General features: G+C 65.8%; 14 protein-coding genes and 3 rRNA genes. 3 read left to right on the top strand and 14 right to left on the bottom strand.

Translation table 11 applies throughout. The features are described 5' to 3' along the window. The first annotated feature begins 433 nt into the window (after positions 1-433). Together AWZ10_RS11120 and AWZ10_RS11125 are read left to right on the top strand one after the other, a co-directional pair. Positions 434-1,210: an ECF subfamily RNA polymerase sigma factor, BldN family gene (locus tag AWZ10_RS11120; RefSeq protein WP_037688750.1), complete on the top strand. Its 777-nt coding sequence runs from the start codon at positions 434-436 to the stop codon at positions 1,208-1,210. 285 nt (positions 1,211-1,495) lie between these two features. Next, a complete protein-coding gene (locus tag AWZ10_RS11125; RefSeq protein WP_046706016.1) occupies positions 1,496-2,722 on the top strand; it encodes a DUF5667 domain-containing protein in 1,227 nt (408 codons plus the stop codon). A 98-nt stretch (positions 2,723-2,820) separates the two neighbouring features. Here AWZ10_RS11125 and AWZ10_RS11130 read toward each other — a convergent pair whose 3' ends face one another. From AWZ10_RS11130 to AWZ10_RS11175, 11 genes are all read right to left on the bottom strand, one after another. Continuing rightward, the gene (locus tag AWZ10_RS11130; RefSeq protein WP_060890982.1) at positions 2,821-3,900 is read right to left on the bottom strand and encodes a lysophospholipid acyltransferase family protein; all 1,080 of its coding nucleotides are present in this window, start codon (positions 3,898-3,900) and stop codon (positions 2,821-2,823) included. 14 nt (positions 3,901-3,914) lie between these two features. Next, entirely contained in the window at positions 3,915-4,982 is a 1,068-nt protein-coding gene (locus AWZ10_RS11135; RefSeq protein WP_037688742.1) for an NAD-dependent epimerase/dehydratase family protein, read from the bottom strand. Positions 4,983-5,271: 289 nt separating this feature from the next. After that, the gene (locus AWZ10_RS47515) at positions 5,272-5,370 is read right to left on the bottom strand and encodes a 30S ribosomal protein bS22 (RefSeq protein ID WP_003948845.1); all 99 of its coding nucleotides are present in this window, start codon (positions 5,368-5,370) and stop codon (positions 5,272-5,274) included. Positions 5,371-5,537: 167 nt separating this feature from the next. Further along, entirely contained in the window at positions 5,538-5,750 is a 213-nt protein-coding gene (locus tag AWZ10_RS11140; RefSeq protein WP_004984898.1) for a helix-turn-helix domain-containing protein, read from the bottom strand. Between the two features lie 129 nt (positions 5,751-5,879). Next, the gene (locus tag AWZ10_RS11145) at positions 5,880-6,695 is read right to left on the bottom strand and encodes a phosphatase (RefSeq protein WP_046706018.1); all 816 of its coding nucleotides are present in this window, start codon (positions 6,693-6,695) and stop codon (positions 5,880-5,882) included. 243 nt (positions 6,696-6,938) lie between these two features. Beyond that, positions 6,939-8,114 (bottom strand): acetoin utilization protein AcuC, encoded by a 1,176-nt coding sequence (locus AWZ10_RS11150; RefSeq protein ID WP_046709892.1) that lies wholly within the window; start codon positions 8,112-8,114, stop codon positions 6,939-6,941. Beyond that, positions 8,065-9,282 (bottom strand): MFS transporter, encoded by a 1,218-nt coding sequence (locus tag AWZ10_RS11155; RefSeq protein ID WP_046709891.1) that lies wholly within the window; start codon positions 9,280-9,282, stop codon positions 8,065-8,067. The genes AWZ10_RS11150 and AWZ10_RS11155 overlap by 50 nt, the downstream gene beginning before the upstream one ends. A gap of 54 nt (positions 9,283-9,336) precedes the next feature. Next, positions 9,337-9,981, bottom strand: coding sequence for an HAD family hydrolase (locus tag AWZ10_RS11160; RefSeq protein WP_060890983.1), 645 nt, complete (start codon positions 9,979-9,981; stop codon positions 9,337-9,339). 61 nt (positions 9,982-10,042) lie between these two features. Continuing rightward, positions 10,043-10,159, bottom strand: a 5S ribosomal RNA gene (rrf, locus tag AWZ10_RS11165). 96 nt (positions 10,160-10,255) lie between these two features. Further along, a 23S ribosomal RNA gene (locus AWZ10_RS11170) occupies positions 10,256-13,378 on the bottom strand. A 315-nt stretch (positions 13,379-13,693) separates the two neighbouring features. Next, positions 13,694-15,219 (bottom strand): 16S ribosomal RNA (locus AWZ10_RS11175). The 16S, 23S and 5S rRNA genes sit together here, the layout of an rRNA operon. 828 nt (positions 15,220-16,047) lie before the next feature. Between AWZ10_RS11175 and trpS the strand changes: the two genes are divergently transcribed. Beyond that, complete coding sequence (gene trpS, locus AWZ10_RS11180; protein WP_060890984.1) at positions 16,048-17,043, top strand: tryptophan--tRNA ligase; 996 nt, start codon at positions 16,048-16,050, stop codon at positions 17,041-17,043. A gap of 12 nt (positions 17,044-17,055) precedes the next feature. On the opposite strand, the gene proC is transcribed toward trpS, so the two are convergent. The 3 genes from proC to AWZ10_RS11195 form a co-directional block, all read right to left on the bottom strand. Next, a complete protein-coding gene (gene proC / locus AWZ10_RS11185; protein WP_046704897.1) occupies positions 17,056-17,868 on the bottom strand; it encodes a pyrroline-5-carboxylate reductase in 813 nt (270 codons plus the stop codon). Between the two features lie 116 nt (positions 17,869-17,984). Then, positions 17,985-18,830, bottom strand: coding sequence for an ABC transporter permease (locus AWZ10_RS11190; RefSeq protein ID WP_244172460.1), 846 nt, complete (start codon positions 18,828-18,830; stop codon positions 17,985-17,987). Next, positions 18,827-19,696, bottom strand: a complete 870-nt coding sequence (locus AWZ10_RS11195) for an ABC transporter ATP-binding protein (RefSeq protein ID WP_205576491.1) — start codon at positions 19,694-19,696, stop codon at positions 18,827-18,829. Before AWZ10_RS11195 ends, AWZ10_RS11190 begins: the two co-directional genes overlap by 4 nt. Between the last annotated feature and the right edge of the window lie 254 nt (positions 19,697-19,950).

The raw sequence follows: 19,950 nt of genomic DNA on the forward strand, positions 1-19,950 counted from the left end.
GCCGGCGGCACGGCGGCCGCGATCGCCCTGCACCGCCGTCGCCGCTGAACTGAACTGTCTGTCGTTTTTCGAACGCCGGAGGGGCTGGGAAACCAGCCCCTCCGGCGTTCGCGCGTCCGGCCCCGCAGCCTCGCATTCCAGCCGTCCTACCCCCACTCCGCCCCCCTCAGTCACGCCATCCGCACCCGACCACAACACGCCCCACACCCAGACGGAACACGAACTCAATCGATCAATAACCGATCACGGACCGGTACTTGAGCAGCCGTCAATCAGTAACAGAAGCGACGTAATCGATGATTTGAGCAACTGGGTGTAGCAGTGCCTGCACGAAGCGTTATTCTCCTCAAACGCAAACCGGTACCCCTCCGTCGCTACGACGGGTGAAAGGTTCCGCACTGCACGTGATGGAAGCTCTGCCTCTGGGAGTCCCGTGTACCCACACGTCGGGGTTGACGCCTCGGGCCTGGCTACGCTGCGCGCGACGGTCAACCAACTGTTGCGCGGCTTCGTCCCCACCGCGTACGCCGTCCCCGCCCTCGCCACCTCCGCCGCGCCCGTCGGCCCGTGCTACGCACTGGCCGACGGCAGCGCGGCGGTGGGGAGACGAGGCCGTTCGGGATCCACCGCCACGACCACCCGCCGTCCCGCCGCGGACAGCGACAGCGCCCGCATGATGGACCTCGTCGAACGCGCCCAGTCCGGCGAGGCCGACGCGTTCGGTCGCCTGTACGACCAGTACAGCGACACCGTCTACCGCTACATCTACTACCGCGTCGGCGGCAAGGCGACCGCCGAGGACCTCACCAGCGAGACGTTCCTGCGCGCCCTGCGGCGCATCGGCACGTTCACCTGGCAGGGCCGCGACTTCGGCGCCTGGCTGGTCACGATCGCCCGCAACCTGGTGGCCGACCACTTCAAGTCCAGCCGCTTCCGTCTGGAGGTCACCACCGGCGAGATGCTCGACGCCAACGAGGTCGCGCGTTCCCCGGAGGACTCCGTCCTGGAGTCCCTCTCCAACGCCGCCCTCCTCGAGGCCGTACGCCGCCTCAACCCCCAGCAGCAGGAGTGCGTCACCCTCCGCTTCCTGCAGGGCCTCTCCGTAGCCGAGACCGCCCGCGTGATGGGCAAGAACGAGGGCGCGATCAAGACCCTCCAGTACCGCGCGGTCCGCACCCTCGCCCGCCTTCTCCCGGACGACGCCCGCTGAACCCCGCCGACCAGGACGACCACCGCTGAGCGACACCGCACCGAGCGGGCCGATCAGACACGCTCCGCGATCCTCAACTCACCCTACGTCGATGTCCGTTGACTTCCCAGCCCGATCATCCGCCGTCCGTAACCCAAGTGCCACGCCGCTCGTTGTGCGGGATACAGGCTCCCTGTGGTCGCGCCTGGCCGACACCGATCACTCGATCGTGTGGATCGGTCGGGGACGTGCAACCCTCAGGACCCCCTGGGGAGTCGACCGTCATGACGAGAGGAGGTGCCGCCAGTGATCGCGAACGTATCGGCGCACCGGCGGGCGAACGCCTTCGCCCAGGCCCTGGAGGAGCTGTCCGACCGGGGCACGGCGGCCGAGCAGCCCGAGGGATCGGCGCCGGCTCCGGCAGCGCGACAGACCGAGCAGGGCCGCATGCTGGCCCTCACCACCGGTCTCGACGAGCTGCCCAAGCCAGTGCTCGACCCCGAGGTCAAGGTGGTTCATCGCGCCCAGTTGGTGGCCGCGATGGAAGCCATGCTGCGGGACGGCACGCTGCCGGGGCGCGAGGACCCTGCCTTGCCCAAGCAGCGTTCGGGCAAGGCGCGAGGCGCACACCGGGCAAGTCCGCTGGGCAAGCTGCGCCCACGGTCCCGCCTGACGAAGGGGCTCGCCGCAGGTGGGCTCAGCGTCGGGGTGGCCGCGAGTGCCTTCGGCGGTGTGGCCGCCGCCAGTTCGGACGCCCTGCCGGGTGACTCGCTCTACGGCCTCAAACGCGGCATCGAGGACGTGAAGCTCACCCTGGCCGACGACAGCGACGACCGGGGCCGGCTCTATCTGGACCAGGCGTCCACCCGGCTGAGCGAGGCCCGCCGCCTCATGGAGCGCGGCCGGGGCGGACAGCTCGACCACGAGTCCCTCGGCGAGATCCGCCGCGCCCTCACCGGGATGCGGCACGACGCCTCCGAGGGCCACCGCCTGCTCCACGAGGCCTTCGCTCGGGATCCGGAGTCCCTGGGCCCCATCCGGGCGCTCTCGGCCTTCTCCCGGTCCCACCGCGAGGCCTGGGGCGCGCTCCGCGACCGGCTGCCCGTGCAGCTCGGGGACGTGAGTCAGCAGGTCTCGTCGGTCTTCGACGCCATAGACGACGAGGTCGCGCCGCACTCCTCGCTCCTGCCGCAGCCCCCCACCCAGGGCGGCGACGGCGGACAGCGCTCCACGGACTCCGGCACACCCGGCACCACCGACCCCGGCCGCCCGGCCCCGAGCGCCACCGGCGGCTCCGTCGGCGGCGGCGAGGACACCACCGGCAAACCCAAGCCGTCCACCTCGGACAGCGACGGCGAGGGCCTCGTCGGCGGCACCACCGGCGGCCTCCTCGACCCGCCCCAGGAAGACACCAGCAGTTCCTCGCCGTCCGCCGGCAGGTCCACCCCGGCCGAACAGCCCGACGTCACCCTCCCGCCCCTCCTCCCGGGCCTCATCCCGGGCCTGGGCATCGACGGCGACGACTCGGACTAGACCTGCTGGACCTGCTCCGTACGGCGGTGGGGGCGCCCTTCTCGAAGAAGGGCGCCCCCACCGCCGTGCAACAGCCGCAATCCTCCTTGGAAGACCGGCTAGAAGAACACCGACCGCCGCTGCACCAGCAATTTGTACAGCGTGTGCTGGATCTGCTCCCGCACCTGGTCGGTCAGGTTGAACATCAGCATCGGGTCCTCGGCGGCCTCCGGCGGATAGCCGTCCGTCGGGATCGGCTCGCCGAACTGGATCGTCCACTTCGTCGGCAGCGGCACCGCGCCCAGCGGGCCGAGCCACGGGAACGTCGGTGTGATCGGGAAGTACGGGAAGCCGAGCAGCCGGGCCAGCGTCCTGGAGTTGCCGATCATCGGGTAGATCTCCTCCGCGCCCACGATCGAGCACGGAATGATCGGCGTACCGGCGCGCAGGGCGGTGGAGACGAAGCCGCCACGGCCGAAGCGCTGCAGCTTGTAGCGGTCCCCGAAGGGCTTGCCGAGGCCCTTGAAGCCCTCCGGCATGACCCCGACCAGCTCGCCCTGCTGCAGCAGCCGTGAGGCGTCCTCCGCGCACGCGAGGGTGTGGCCGAGCTTGCGGGCCAGCTCGTTGACCACCGGCAGCATGAAGACCAGGTCCGCCGCGAGCAGCCGCAGATGCCGCCCGGCGGGATGGTTGTCGTGGACGGCGACCTGCATCATCAGGCCGTCCAGCGGCAGCGTCCCGGAATGGTTGGCGACGATCAGGGCGCCACCGTCCGTCGGGATGTTCTCGATGCCCTTCACCTCGACCCGGAAGTACTTCTCGTACACCGGCCGCAGCAGGGACATCAGTACCTGGTCGGTGAGTTCGGCGTCGTAGCCGAAGTCGTCGACCTCGTAGTCACCGGTGAGCCGCTTGCGCAGGAACGCGAGACCGCCCGCGATCCGGCGCTCCAGGCCGCCGCTGTCCTCTGCCTCTGCGGCCTCCTGCGGCGGCTCCGGCTTCTCCTGTGTCACAGGGACATCATCGGTGCTGGTCGGCCGTCCGGGGAGGGCCTGGACCTCGCCGGATTCACGAACGTCTCGTACGACCGCGCTCTCGCCCGTGCGCCGGCTCCCCGCAGACCGGCGGCGCGGCGGGCGCTGCACGGCGCCGCCGCGCGTCCGGTCGTCGTCGAACGGAATGACCTTGGCATCCGCCATCGTTGATGCGCTCCTCAGTTGGCGCTCTGCGTCGGGGGGTGGCCGCCGCCCAGTACGGGCACGGGCAGGGCGGCGATCCGGTCGATGGCCCCAGCGAGGGCCTCGGGGGGCAGGAGCCCGGGGCCCCTGCTGCGCGCGAAGTCCGCGAAGGTCTCCGCGGTCGTGTACCTGGCCCGGTAGCCCAGCGTCTCGCGCATCTGGTTCGTCGACACGATCCGGCCGTGGGTCAGCAGCCGCAGCTGCTCCGGCGAGAAGTCGGTGAAGCCCAGTGTGCGGACCATCGAGCCGACCCAGCTGACCGCCGGCATCAGCAGCGGCACCGTCGGCCGGCCGAGGCGCCGCGCGCACTGCGAGAGCAGCAGGACCCCGTCACCCGCGATGTTGAACGTGCCGCTGTTGAGCGTGCCCCGCTCCGGCTCGTGCGAGGCGATCCGCAGCACCTCGATGACGTCGTCCTCGTGCACGAACTGCAGCCGCGGGTCGTAGCCCAGCACGGTCGGCAGCACCGGCAGCGAGAAGTACGAGGCGAGCGGCGAGTCGGCGCTCGGCCCGAGGATGTTCGCGAACCGCAGCACGCACACGGCCACATCGGGCCGCCGGCGGGCGAAGCCGCGTACGTATCCCTCGACCTCGACGGTGTCCTTGGCGAAGCCGCCGCTGGGGAGCGACTTGGGCGGGGTGGTCTCGGTGAACACGGCCGGGTCGCGCGACGCGGACCCGTACACGTTCGTGCTGGACTTCACGACCAGTCGCTTGACCAGCGGGGACTTCTGGCAGGCACCGAGCAGCTGCATGGTGCCGATGACGTTGGTCTCCTTGAGCGTGGCCCGGCCGCCACTGCCCAGCGGGGTGCCCGTGACGTCCATGTGCACCACGGTGTCCACGTTGTGCTCGGCCAGCAGACGGGCTATGGCCGGCTGCCGGATGTCGGCCTGGACGAAGTCCGCACCGCCCAGATGATGCCCCGGCGGGACGGCGTCGACCGCGATGACCCGGTCGACCTGCGGGTCACGCTGGATCCGCCGCACGAAACGGCCCCCCAGCTGACGGGCCACCCCGGTGACGAGCACGACCTTGCCCAAGATCAGCGCCTTCCTTCCCGATATCGGCTCACAGAGGCGTAACTCTGCTCGTACTCTGCCGCGTTCCCCGTGTGCGGCCACGTTAGCGGGTCGATGTTGCGCTGTGGTGACCGCGACCCCGTCAATGACCGGCAAAAACAACGGCCGGTGAAAACACTGCGACCCCCCACCGTTTTCGGTGGGGGGTCGCAGCAACGCGCTCTCAACAGCGCTCGCGCAAAAAAGCAAGGCATGCGGCCCCCTTACGCGAGGGGGGCCGGCCAGGACCCCGTTTCGGGGCCGGACCGCCTTACTTCTTGTTGCGACGCTGAACGCGGGTGCGCTTGAGCAGCTTGCGGTGCTTCTTCTTAGCCATCCGCTTGCGCCGCTTCTTGATAACAGAGCCCACGACTACCCTCGCTCACTTCTCATCACTCGGCGTTTGGGCGCCATGGGCCCATACGACCTACGAGGGGCTAGCCTACCGGTCCGAGCGCTGAGGTCGTAATCGAGGGGGAGCGGGGGGCTCCCGGAAGTCCCGCAGGGCCTCCGGGAGCCCCTCGGCCCCGTTGGCCGTCAGGCCGTCTCCACCCCCACATAGCTCTCGCGGAGGTACTCGTGTACCGCTTGCTCCGGCACCCGGAAGGACCTACCCACCCGGATCGCCGGCAGATGACCGCTGTGCACCAAGCGGTACACGGTCATCTTGGACACTCGCATCACCGAGGCGACTTCCGCCACGGTCAGGAACTGAACCTCGTTCAGAGGCCTCTCGCCAGCTGCAGCCATGACACACCTGAACCTTCCGCACTCGACGGTCACCGGCTTCCCCTTCCGGTGACTCTTCGTCGTTGCGTGCTCACTCCCCAATGTAGGGGCGGGTGATGCGAGTGGGGAAGAGGGGATGCCATCGGCGCCCTACTGTGACAGACACGCCCGATTGAGTACGTAGCGGGTCAGCGGTCGGTAGTAATCAGACCGCACACCGTCATCAAGTGGAACGGCGACGGACACGCGCCCCTCCGCCTCCCCCACGAAGAGTGCCGGATCGTCCGTATCGGCAAGACCGATCGCCTCGAACCCCAGCTGACCTGCCCCGCAGACCCATCCGTGGTCTCCCACCACGAGTTCCGGGAGCGGCCCGCCGGCCTCCGCCACGGCCGCCAGAACCGTCCGAACCGGGAGCGGCGAATGGGTGTGCACGCCGGTCGCACAACCGGAGCGCAAGGCGGTCGCCTCGCGGACGACAGCGACGCCCCGTACGTAGTCGAGGTTGTGCGTGCGTAGACCGAACCGGGTCGTTATGTCGACACGTCTACCCGTCGCAGAGGTGAGAACCTCACATCCCGACGCCGACAAAGCGTCCGCCAATGTGCCGTAGAAGCCGATCAGCCGATGCGGATGCCCCGTCCCGAAAAGCACCGCTCCACCACTCCGAGCGACCGCCGCGACGCGTTCCGCGAAGCGGTCCAGCGCCCCCATCGTGCGCTCCGGATCAATCACATCCTGCCCTGATGTGCAGGCCGGGTCGGCCGAAACCCCACATTTCTCCGCCATCAAATCGAGCACATCCCGCTGCCGCCAGGACAGTTCAGGATCAAGACCGATCAGAAACCGAGGGTCCCGGGCAGCGAACAACCGATAACTCCGCAGACTCGCTTCCCGAGAGGTACCGACCCGCCCGGCCAGCCCGGAAGCCACCAGGTGCTCCCGCAACGCCGCACCACTCACCACGCCTCCGATGCTGACGCACCCCCGGCCCCCGAACCCGAAAACCCGCCACCAACCACACAGTTGGCCTAGCACGCCCTTCCTTCCAGGGGCGCGGAGAACTGCGCGAACGGGGTCCGGGGCGGAGCCCCGAATCCTTGACGGGGGTAGAAGGGTCGCGCAGCCCCTGGATGGGGGTACCTCCCGCTCGAGCGGAGCCGAGAGTGGGGGAAGGGACGGGTAGGGGCGGCGGGGGCGAGAGAACCCCTACGGCAACAACCCCCGCAACGGAAACACGGCCTTCCGCGCAGCGAGCACCGCCTGGTCCAACCGATCCGCGGGGTCGTACCCCGCCTCCCAGTCCGCCCAGGCCACGGGCCACCGCCCATCAGTCATCCGCGCCGGCGCCAACTGCCGCGTACGAGCGAACACCTGCTGGCGCCACTCCTCGGGAATCACACTCTCCGGCGCGATCTCCCGCCCCGCCGCGATCGCCACCAGATGCGTCCACGACCGCGGCACCACATCCACCACCGCGTATCCGCCCCCGCCGAGCGCGACCCACCGCCCGTCGGCGTACTCATGGGCCAGCTCGTGCAGGGCCACCTGCAACGCCCGCTGCGCGTCCAACGACACCGCCAGGTGCGCCAGCGGATCCTCGAAGTGCGTATCGGCCCCGTGCTGGGTCACCAGCACCTGCGGCCGGAAGTCGGCGATCAGCTCCGGCACCACCGCGTGGAACGCCCGCACCCACCCCGCGTCCCCGGTGCCCGCCGGCAGCGCCACGTTCACGGCCGACCCCTCCGCACTCGGCGAGGCGCCCGTCTCCTCCGGCCACCCGGTCTGCGGGAACAAGGTCCGAGGGTGCTCGTGCAGCGAGATCGTCAGAACCCGCGGATCCTCCCAGAACGCCGCCTGTACCCCGTCCCCGTGATGCACGTCGACGTCCACGTACACGACCCGCTCGGCGCCCAGCTCCAGCAGCCGGGCGATGGCGATCGACGCGTCGTTGTAGATGCAGAACCCCGACGCACCCCCCGGCATCGCATGGTGCAGACCGCCCGCGAAGTTCACCGCGTGCAGCACGTCCCCGCGCCACACGGCCTCCGCCGCCCCCACCGACTGTCCCGCGATGAGCGCGGACACCTCGTGCATCCCTGCGAAGGCAGGATCGTCCACGGTCCCCAGCCCGTACGCCCCGTCCGCGCCCCGGGGGTCGGCGGACGCGGCCTTGACCGCCGCCACATAGTCCTCGCGATGCACGAGCCGCAGGGTCGACTCCCCCGCCGGCTTCGCCGAGACGACGTCCATCTCCCGGTCTAGCCCGAAGGCACTCACGAGACTCCGGGTCAACTCCAGCCGGACCGGATCCATCGGATGGTCCGGCCCGAAGTCATAGCCCGTTACTGCCTCGTCCCACATCAGCTGTGCGCGGCCGCTCATGCTTGCCACCGTATCGGTCCGGTTCAGTCTCGAACGACCGGGCGTACACCAACGTGACCAGCACCAGAACCATCGGTACGAGCATCGCCCCGCGGTAGCTCCAGAGGTCTCCCAGAGCCCCCACCAACGGAGAACCGATCAAGAACCCGACATAGTTGAAGATGTTCAGCCGGGCAACGGCCGCATCCGAAGCTCCGGGGAACAGCCTGCCGGCCGCCGCGAACGTCTGCGGCACCAGCACACACAGCCCGAGGCCCAGCAACGTGAACCCGAGCATGCCCACCCAGGCCCCTGGCGCGCCCGCCACCACGGCGAATCCGACGGCGGCCACCACCGCCCCGACGCGTACGACGGCAACGGCCCCGAACTTCCGCACCCCCAGGTCCCCGATCGACCGCCCGATCAGCGTGGTGACCATATAGACGTTGTACGGAACGGTCGACATCTGGTCGGAACTCCCGAGCACGTCCTGCAGGTACTTCGCACTCCAGTTGGAGACGGTCGAGTCCCCGATGTACGCGAAGCACATCACCAGGCAGAGCGGCAGCAGCATCTTGAAGGCGACGTTCCCGCCCGCCTCACTGGTTGTCGGGGCCTTGTCCTCGGGGCCACCCCCGTCGACGTACCACCGGCTCGCCGCCAGGGTGGCCGGCAACAGCGCGATCACCACGGGCAGATACAGCGGAAGCAGCGGCACATCCCAGTGCGCCCCCACCCACGCAAGCGAGGCCCCTGCTATCCCACCCAGGCTGTACACGGCGTGGAAGCCGAGCATGATGCTCCGCCCGTACGACCGTTGCAGGCTCACCCCGAGCATGTTCATGGACGCGTCGAGCGCCCCGACCGCCAGCCCGAAGGCCGCCAGCGAGGCACCGAGGACGACCAGTTGCTCGCCAGCACCCACGCCGAGCAGCGCCAGGAGCACGACGGGCTGGGACCACCGCAGCACCCGGCTCGGCGGCACCTTCTTCACGAGGTGCTCGGTGCAGACACTGCCGACCCCCGCGAGGATGGGCACGGCTGCGAGGAACAGGGGCAAGAGCGCGTCGGAAACCCCGTACCGGTCCTGAATGGCCGGAATTCGCGTCACGAGCAGCGCGAAGGCGACACCCTGAGCGAAGAAGCTGAACGCCAACGCGGCCCTACCGCGCCGCAGCACATCTGTCATGGCGGCACAGTAGGGGGCACGACCTACTCATGGGTAGAGGAAGTTGAATACTGCTCAACTCAGTAGGTCGAGCAGCTCTCTCATGTCCGAGAAGTACCCCCTGGCTCCGGCCAGCTTGCCGACGGGCGTCATCGCCGCATACCCGTACACATCCATCCCGGCCGCGAGCCCCGCCCGCACCCCGAGAGGGCTGTCCTCGACGACGGCACACCGCTCCGGTGCGACGCCCATCCGCTCGGCCGCGTGCAGGAAGAGGTCCGGCGCCGGCTTCCCCCGCCCCACGTCCTGTGAACTGAACACGAGCCCTTCCCGGAACCACCGGTCGAGCCCGGTCGTCCGATGCCCCACCCGGATCCGCTCATGACTCCCGGACGACGCGACGCAGTACGGCACCTCGTCCGCGACCAGCTTCTCCAGCACCGACACCACACCCGGCACGGGCTCCAACTCCCGCTCGAACGCGGCGAACACCCGCTGATGGAAGACGTCGTCGAAGTCCCCCGGCAGCGTTGTCCCGGTCCGCGCCAGAACGAGCTCGTGAATCCGGTGCATGGCCGACCCCATATAGTCCCGGATGGACTCCTCGTACGAGGTCGGGTGCCCGAGTTCGGTGAGGTACTCGGCGAGGAGCCGGTTGGAGATCGGCTCACTGTCGACGAGAACACCGTCATTGTCGAAGATCACGAGGTCATAGCGCATGGCTCGACCCTAAACGCAGAAAAGCCCCGCCGGTTTCCCGGCGGGGCTTTTCGCAATATTTGTTCGGCGGCGTCCTACTCTCCCACAGGGTCCCCCCTGCAGTACCATCGGCGCTGTAAGGCTTAGCTTCCGGGTTCGGAATGTAACCGGGCGTTTCCCTCACGCTATGACCACCGAAACACTATGAAACACTCAACCGCACCATCCCCCGTGACCAAACAAGGGAATGGGGTTGTTCGTGGTTTCAGAACCGACACAGTGGACGCGAGCAACTGAGGACAAGCCCTCGGCCTATTAGTACCAGTCAACTCCACCCGTTACCAGGCTTCCATATCTGGCCTATCAACCCAGTCGTCTACTGGGAGCCTTACCCCATCAAGTGGGTGGGAATACTCATCTCGAAGCAGGCTTCCCGCTTAGATGCTTTCAGCGGTTATCCCTCCCGAACGTAGCCAACCAGCCATGCCCTTGGCAGGACAACTGGCACACCAGAGGTTCGTCCGTCCCGGTCCTCTCGTACTAGGGACAGCCCTTCTCAATATTCCTGCGCGCGCAGCGGATAGGGACCGAACTGTCTCACGACGTTCTAAACCCAGCTCGCGTACCGCTTTAATGGGCGAACAGCCCAACCCTTGGGACCGACTCCAGCCCCAGGATGCGACGAGCCGACATCGAGGTGCCAAACCATCCCGTCGATATGGACTCTTGGGGAAGATCAGCCTGTTATCCCCGGGGTACCTTTTATCCGTTGAGCGACGGCGCTTCCACAAGCCACCGCCGGATCACTAGTCCCGACTTTCGTCCCTGCTCGACCCGTCGGTCTCACAGTCAAGCTCCCTTGTGCACTTACACTCAACACCTGATTGCCAACCAGGCTGAGGGAACCTTTGGGCGCCTCCGTTACTCTTTAGGAGGCAACCGCCCCAGTTAAACTACCCATCAGACACTGTCCCTGATCCGGATCACGGACCCAGGTTAGACATCCAGCACGACCAGACTGGTATTTCAACGACGACTCCACAACCACTGGCGTGGCCGCTTCAAAGTCTCCCAGCTATCCTACACAAGCCGAACCGAACACCAATATCAAACTGTAGTAAAGGTCCCGGGGTCTTTCCGTCCTGCTGCGCGAAACGAGCATCTTTACTCGTAGTGCAATTTCACCGGGCCTATGGTTGAGACAGTCGAGAAGTCGTTACGCCATTCGTGCAGGTCGGAACTTACCCGACAAGGAATTTCGCTACCTTAGGATGGTTATAGTTACCACCGCCGTTTACTGGCGCTTAAGTTCTCAGCTTCGCCACACCGAAATGTGACTAACCGGTCCCCTTAACGTTCCAGCACCGGGCAGGCGTCAGTCCGTATACATCGCCTTACGGCTTCGCACGGACCTGTGTTTTTAGTAAACAGTCGCTTCTCGCTGGTCTCTGCGGCCACCCCCAGCTCAGGAAGCAAGTTCCCTCACCAGTGATGGCCCCCCTTCTCCCGAAGTTACGGGGGCATTTTGCCGAGTTCCTTAACCATAGTTCACCCGAACGCCTCGGTATTCTCTACCTGACCACCTGAGTCGGTTTAGGGTACGGGCCGCCATGAAACTCGCTAGAGGCTTTTCTCGACAGCATAGGATCATCCACTTCACCACAATCGGCTCGGCATCAGGTCTCAGCCACAAGTACGACGGATTTACCTATCGCACGGCCTACACCCTTACCCCGGGACTACCACCGCCCGGGATGGACTACCTTCCTGCGTCACCCCATCACTCACCTACTGCAAGTCTGGTCCGTCGGCTCCACCACTTTCCTTTCCCCGAAGGGTCCGGAACGGCTTCACGGACTTAGCATCGCCTGGTTCAATGTTTGACGCTTCACAGCGGGTACCGGAATATCAACCGGTTATCCATCGACTACGCCTGTCGGCCTCGCCTTAGGTCCCGACTTACCCTGGGCAGATCAGCTTGACCCAGGAACCCTTAGTCAATCGGCGCAAACGTTTCTCACGTTTGTATCGCTACTCATGCCTGCATTCTCACTCGTGAACCGTCCACAACTCGCTTCCGCGGCTGCTTCACCCGGCACACGACGCTCCCCTACCCATCCCAGCAGGCGTTGGCCCTATATGCTGAAATGACACGACTTCGGCGGTACGCTTGAGCCCCGCTACATTGTCGGCGCGGAATCACTAGACCAGTGAGCTATTACGCACTCTTTCAAGGGTGGCTGCTTCTAAGCCAACCTCCTGGTTGTCTGTGCGACTCCACATCCTTTCCCACTTAGCGTACGCTTAGGGGCCTTAGTCGATGCTCTGGGCTGTTTCCCTCTCGACCATGGAGCTTATCCCCCACAGTCTCACTGCCGCGCTCTCACTTACCGGCATTCGGAGTTTGGCTAAGGTCAGTAACCCGGTAGGGCCCATCGCCTATCCAGTGCTCTACCTCCGGCAAGAAACACACGACGCTGCACCTAAATGCATTTCGGGGAGAACCAGCTATCACGGAGTTTGATTGGCCTTTCACCCCTAACCACAGGTCATCCCCCAGGTTTTCAACCCTGGTGGGTTCGGTCCTCCACGAAGTCTTACCTCCGCTTCAACCTGCCCATGGCTAGATCACTCCGCTTCGGGTCTTGAGCGTGCTACTGAATCGCCCTGTTCGGACTCGCTTTCGCTACGGCTACCCCACTCGGGTTAACCTCGCAACACACCGCAAACTCGCAGGCTCATTCTTCAAAAGGCACGCAGTCACGACGCACCGAGCAAGCTCGATGCGCGACGCTCCCACGGCTTGTAGGCACACGGTTTCAGGTACTATTTCACTCCGCTCCCGCGGTACTTTTCACCATTCCCTCACGGTACTATCCGCTATCGGTCACCAGGGAATATTTAGGCTTAACGGGTGGTCCCGCCAGATTCACACGGGATTTCTCGGGCCCCGTGCTACTTGGGTGTCTCTCAAACGAGCCGTACAAATTTCAGCTACGGGGGTCTTACCCTCTACGCCGGACCTTTCGCATGTCCTTCGCCTACCTGTACGGTTTCTGACTCGTCTCACAGCCGGCAGACTGTGAAAGAGAGATCCCACAACCCCGTACACGCAACCCCTGCCGGGTCTCACACGTATACGGTTTGGCCTCATCCGGTTTCGCTCGCCACTACTCCCGGAATCACGGTTGTTTTCTCTTCCTGCGGGTACTGAGATGTTTCACTTCCCCGCGTTCCCTCCACTTGCCCTATGTGTTCAGGCAAGGGTGACAGCCCATGACGACTGCCGGGTTTCCCCATTCGGACACCCCCGGATCAAAGCCTGGTTGACGACTCCCCGGGGCCTATCGTGGCCTCCCACGTCCTTCATCGGTTCCTGGTGCCAAGGCATCCACCGTGCGCCCTTAAAAACTTGGCCACAGATGCTCGCGTCCACTGTGCAGTTCTCAAACAACGACCAACCACCCATCACCCCGAAACCAGAAGTTCGAGTGCACTGGGGCCGGCACTGAAGGCAGCCATACGGCCATACCCTCAGACACCCAACAGCGTGCCCGACCCGTCCCCGTCCAGAGATCATGCTTTCCACACTCTTACGAGCAGTACTCACAGCCTCCGGCCCGTGAACCGGCCGAATAATCAACGTTCCACCCTGAGCGAACCAGCATCAGACGTTCGCTGATGATCTGGCCTCTGACCTCACCCCGAAGAGTTCGGTAGAAGTGCTCCTTAGAAAGGAGGTGATCCAGCCGCACCTTCCGGTACGGCTACCTTGTTACGACTTCGTCCCAATCGCCAGTCCCACCTTCGACAGCTCCCTCCCTTACGGGTTGGGCCACCGGCTTCGGGTGTTACCGACTTTCGTGACGTGACGGGCGGTGTGTACAAGGCCCGGGAACGTATTCACCGCAGCAATGCTGATCTGCGATTACTAGCAACTCCGACTTCATGGGGTCGAGTTGCAGACCCCAATCCGAACTGAGACAGGCTTTTTGAGATTCGCTCCGCCTCACGGCTTCGCAGCTCATTGTACCTGCCATTGTAGCACGTGTGCAGCCCAAGACATAAGGGGCATGATGACTTGACGTCGTCCCCACCTTCCTCCGAGTTGACCCCGGCAGTCTCCTGTGAGTCCCCATCACCCCGAAGGGCATGCTGGCAACACAGAACAAGGGTTGCGCTCGTTGCGGGACTTAACCCAACATCTCACGACACGAGCTGACGACAGCCATGCACCACCTGTACACCGACCACAAGGGGGCGACCATCTCTGGCCGTTTCCGGTGTATGTCAAGCCTTGGTAAGGTTCTTCGCGTTGCGTCGAATTAAGCCACATGCTCCGCTGCTTGTGCGGGCCCCCGTCAATTCCTTTGAGTTTTAGCCTTGCGGCCGTACTCCCCAGGCGGGGAACTTAATGCGTTAGCTGCGGCACCGACGACGTGGAATGTCGCCAACACCTAGTTCCCACCGTTTACGGCGTGGACTACCAGGGTATCTAATCCTGTTCGCTCCCCACGCTTTCGCTCCTCAGCGTCAGTAATGGCCCAGAGATCCGCCTTCGCCACCGGTGTTCCTCCTGATATCTGCGCATTTCACCGCTACACCAGGAATTCCGATCTCCCCTACCACACTCTAGTCTGCCCGTATCGAATGCAGACCCGGGGTTAAGCCCCGGGCTTTCACATCCGACGCGACAGACCGCCTACGAGCTCTTTACGCCCAATAATTCCGGACAACGCTCGCGCCCTACGTATTACCGCGGCTGCTGGCACGTAGTTAGCCGGCGCTTCTTCTGCAGGTACCGTCACTTTCGCTTCTTCCCTGCTGAAAGAGGTTTACAACCCGAAGGCCGTCATCCCTCACGCGGCGTCGCTGCATCAGGCTTTCGCCCATTGTGCAATATTCCCCACTGCTGCCTCCCGTAGGAGTCTGGGCCGTGTCTCAGTCCCAGTGTGGCCGGTCGCCCTCTCAGGCCGGCTACCCGTCGTCGCCTTGGTGAGCCGTTACCTCACCAACAAGCTGATAGGCCGCGGGCTCATCCTTCACCGCCGGAGCTTTCCACACTCATCGGATGCCCGAGAGTGTTGTATCCGGTATTAGACCCCGTTTCCAGGGCTTGTCCCAGAGTGAAGGGCAGATTGCCCACGTGTTACTCACCCGTTCGCCACTAATCCCCACCGAAGTGGTTCATCGTTCGACTTGCATGTGTTAAGCACGCCGCCAGCGTTCGTCCTGAGCCAGGATCAAACTCTCCGTGAATGTTTACCCGTAATCGGGTCGACACCACGAGAGCGGAACAGTCAGGCGGAATAAGCCCGACCGTTCACAACGTCCTCGCTGTGTTTTACTTCAAAGGAACCTCGACCACCGAAAAGTTTCGGCGGACGGGGTATCAACATATCTGGCGTTGATTTTTGGCACGCTGTTGAGTTCTCAAGGAACGGACGCTTCCTTTGTACTCACCCAAGCTACTCTCGGGCTTTCCTCCGGGCAGTTTCCCTTCGGTCTTGCGTTTCCGACTCTATCAGATCGTTTTCCGATCCGATTTCCTCGGTGCTTTCCAGGTTTCCGCTTTCGCGTTTCCCTTTCCGGCGGTTCCGACTCTATCAGATCCTTTCGGGCCTGATTCCCAGTCAGCGGGCGTTGTCTTCGCGGCTGTTGGGCCGTTCCGACGAGTGAGACTTTAGCGGATTCCCGGCTCCCGAGCTAATCGGGGGCTCCGTCCTTTCGAACGCGGATTCCTCATTCGCAAATACGCGCGCCAATGACACGACGACGGGTCGTCGGTTGTTGGTGGTTACCTGCGAATGGCTGTCCGGGGACCGACCGAGGTCGGCGCTCACGTCGGACAACCCGGAGAACACTACGTACCGGCTCGGGGTGTGTCAACTCGCTGTCGTGCGGTCCCCTGCGGGCGTAGCCTGGCGTCCATGACTACGCGTACGTGTCACCAGCAGTGGTGGGCCGCCTGAAGGCGGCCGTACTCACGTATGTACTCGACGGCCGCCGCCCCTGGCGGCCGCTTTCGTATCTCCCTCCTGAGGGACGGCCGGCCGGTGGCGGCGGTCCCGATCAGGAGGTGGAGAGATGACACGGGTCTTCAGCGGGGTCAAGCCGACGGGGCATCTGACTCTGGGGAACTACCTGGGAGCCGTACGGCGGTGGGCCGAGGTCGATCAGCACCGGACGGACGCGTTGTTCTGCGTCGTGGATCTGCACGCGCTGACCGTGGACCACGATCCGGCGCGGGTGCGCAGGCTGAGTCGGCAGGCGGCGAGCCTGTTGCTGGCGTCGGGGCTGGATCCGGAGCTGTGCACCGTCTTCGTGCAGAGTCATGTGGATGAGCACGCGCGGTTGTCGTATCTGCTGGAGTGCGTGGCCACGGACGGCGAGATGCGGCGGATGATCCAGTACAGGGAGAAAGCGGCGCGGGAGCGGGAGCGCGGCGGGAGTGTCCGGCTGTCGCTGCTGACGTATCCCGTGTTGATGGCGGCGGACATCCTGGCCTACGGGACCGACGAGGTGCCCGTGGGCGATGACCAGACGCAGCATGTGGAGCTGACACGGGATCTGGCGGTGCGGTTCAACCAGCGGTACGGGCAGACCTTCGTGGTGCCGCGGGCCACTCCTGCGAAGGTCGGGGCCCGGGTGATGAATCTGCAGGACCCGACGTCGAAGATGGGGAAGACCGACGACGTCGGGCCGGGGATCGTCTATCTGCTGGACGAGCCGGACGTGGTGCGGAAGAAGGTCATGCGGGCCGTGACCGACAGCGGACGTGACGTCGTCTACGACCGTGAGGAGCGGCCGGGGCTCGCGAATCTGCTGGAGATCCTCGCTGCCTGTGAGGGTGGGAACCCCGAGGACCTGAGCGGTGTATATGAATCGTACGGAGCACTGAAGAAGGACACCGCAGAGGCCGTGGTCGAGCTCCTCAGGCCCGTACAGGAGAGGCACAAGGAGTTGTGCGCGGATCCTGCGTATGTCGAGGGGGTGCTGCGGTTGGGTGCGGAGAAGGCCAGAGGGATGGCTCGCCCGAGGGTGGATGAGGCGTATCGGGCGATCGGTCTGCTGGCCGGCTGACCGCGGGCGCCGTCAGCTGTTGTTGCCGGAGGCCAGTTGGCGGCTGCGGTCGCGGGCGGCCTCCAGTGCGGCGATCAGTGCGGCGCGTACTCCGTGGTTCTCGAGTTCGCGGATGGCACTGATCGTCGTGCCGGCGGGAGAGGTGACGTTCTCGCGGAGCTTGACGGGGTGTTCGCCGCTGTCGCGGAGCATCGTGGCCGCGCCGATGGCGGACTGGACGATCAGGTCGTGGGCCTTGTCCCGGGGCAGGCCGAGGAGGATGCCGGCGTCGGTCATGGCTTCGACCAGGTAGAAGAAGTACGCCGGGCCGGAGCCGGAGAGGGCCGTGCAGGCGTCCTGCTGGGACTCGGGGACGCGAAGTGTCTTGCCGACGGCGCCGAAGATCTCTTCGGCGTGCGCGAGATCGGCCTCGCTCGCGTGGCTGCCGGCGGAGATGACGGACATGGCCTCGTCGACCAGGGCGGGGGTGTTCGTCATGACACGGACGACGGGGGTGCCTGCGGCCAGGCGCTCCTCGAAGAAGGAGGTGGGGATGCCCGCCGCGCCGCTGACGACCAGGCGGTCGGCGGGGGTGTGCGGGGCGAGTTCATCGAGGAGGGTGGCCATGTCCTGAGGCTTGACCGTGAGGATGAGCGTGTCGGCGGTCTTCGCGGCCTCGGCGTTGGTGACCGGGGTGACGCCGTAGCGGGTGCGGAGCTCTTCGGCCCGTTCGGGGCGGCGGGCCGTGACCAGGAGGTCCGCGGGCGCCCAGCCGGCCCGGATCATGCCGCTGAGCAGGGCCTCGCCGATCTTTCCGGTGCCGAGGACTGCGACTTTCTGGCTCATGGTGCGGGTGCCCTCCGGGGGTGCGTCGTCCTGGGGCCATCCTCGCACCGGGGGTGACGGTTCGGCTGCGCTGTCCGGTGGGCGGGATGTCAGGTGGACGAGGTGGTGGGTGGGCGTCAGGCCGTCCGGCGCTTCAAGGTGGCCGCTCCGAGGGTGAGGACCAGCAGGGCGCAGCCGGCGACGATCGCGATGTCGCGTACGAACGTGGCGGTCATGTCGGTGTGGAGGAGAACTTCGTTCATGCCGTCGACGGCGTAGGACATGGGGAGGACGTTGGAGATGGCTTCCAGGGCGGGGTGCATGTCGGGGCGGGGGGTGAACAGGCCGCAGAGGAGGAGCTGGGGGAAGATCACGGCCGGCATGAACTGGACGGCCTGGTACTCGGACGAGGCGAAGGCCGAGACGAAGAGGCCGAGGGCGGTTCCCAGGAGGGCGTCGAGGAGGGCGACGACCAGGAGGAGCCAGGGGGAGCCGGTGACGTCCAGGTCGAGGAACCAGACGGCCAGACCCGTGGCGAGGGCGGACTGGATGATCGCCAGGGTGCCGAAGGCCAGGGCGTAGCCGGCGATGAGGTCTCCCTTGCCCAGGGGCATGGACAGGAGGCGTTCCAGGGTGCCCGAGGTGCGTTCGCGCAGGGTCGCGATCGAGGTCACCAGGAACATCGTGATCAGCGGGAAGATGCCGAGGAGTGAGGCGCCGATGGAGTCGAAGACGCGTGGGTTGCCGTCGAAGACGTAGCGCAGCAGGAACAGCATCACGCACGGGATGAGGATCAGCAGCGCGATCGTACGGGGGTCGTGGCCGAGTTGCCGGAGGACTCGGGCGGCTGTGGCGGTCGTACGGGAGTAGCTGAGCGCCTTGGGGCGCAGGGCCTCGGGGGCCGTGGAGGCGGTCTCCTTCTCCGTCTTCCCTTTCTCCGTCTTCTTCGTCTTCTTCGCGTCGGTGTTCGTCGTCGTGGTCATCGCGCCGGCTCCTTGTGGTGTGCGTCGGTCCGGGTCGCGGCCGTGGGTGTGGGTGTGGGTGTGGGTGTGGTCGCTGTGGCCTCGTCGACCAGCCGGAGGAAGGCCGCTTCGACTGTTTCCGCCTGGGTGCGGGTGCGTAGGGCCTCGGGGGTGTCGTCGGCGAGGATCTCGCCCTCGCGCATGAGGAGGAGGCGGTGGCAGCGCTCGGCCTCGTCCATGACGTGCGAGGAGATCAGGAGGGTGGCCCGGCGTTCGGCGGCGATGGTGTGGAAGAGGGTCCAGAGTTCGCGGCGCAGGACGGGGTCCAGGCCGACGGTGGGTTCGTCGAGAACCAGGAGTTCGGGGGCGCCGAGAAGGGCCACGGCCAGGGAGACGCGGCTGCGTTGGCCGCCGGAGAGGTTGCCGGCGAGGGCGTCGGCGTGGGTGGTGAGGTCGACGTCGGCGATGGCCCGGGTGACGTTCTCGTGACGGCGGTCGGCGGCGGCACGACCGGGGTCGAGGATCGCGGCGAAGTAGGCGAGGTTCTGGCTGACCGTCAGGTCGTCGTACACGGAGGGGGCCTGGGTGACGTAGCCGATGCGGGAGCGGAGGGTGGCATCGCCTGCGGGGTGGCCGAGGACGTTCAGGGTGCCGGTGACCTTGGCCTGGGTTCCGACGATCGCTCGCATCAGGGTGGATTTTCCGCAGCCGGAGGGGCCGAGGAGGCCGGTGATCTGGCCTTGGGGGACGGCGAAGTCGAGGGCGTGGAGCACGGTGCGCGGGCCGCGGGCGACGGTGAGTGCCTGCGCCTGGATGGCGGGGAGGGGAGCGGAGCCGACGGGGGTGGCGGGTTGGGGTGGGGGTTCGTTCCGCGAATAATTCATCATGCGATGAATATTGCGCAGGGCGGGTGGGACGTCAAGGCAGGGGGCGGCTCGGCTTCGGTGCGTGGGGGCGCGGCGGGAGCGAGGGGGGCGTCGGCGCGCTCGGTGGGGTGATCGCAGGTGGGGGTTCCGGGTGTGTGCGCTTCCGTTGCGAGGGCGGTGATCGGCGGGGGGGGGGGGTTTGGGGGGGGGGTTCGTTCCGCGAATAATTCATCATGCGATGAATATTGCGCAGGGCGGGTGGGACGTCAAGGCAG

The organism is Streptomyces europaeiscabiei, from assembly GCF_001550375.1.
In the GTDB taxonomy this organism is placed as follows: domain Bacteria; phylum Actinomycetota; class Actinomycetes; order Streptomycetales; family Streptomycetaceae; genus Streptomyces; species Streptomyces europaeiscabiei.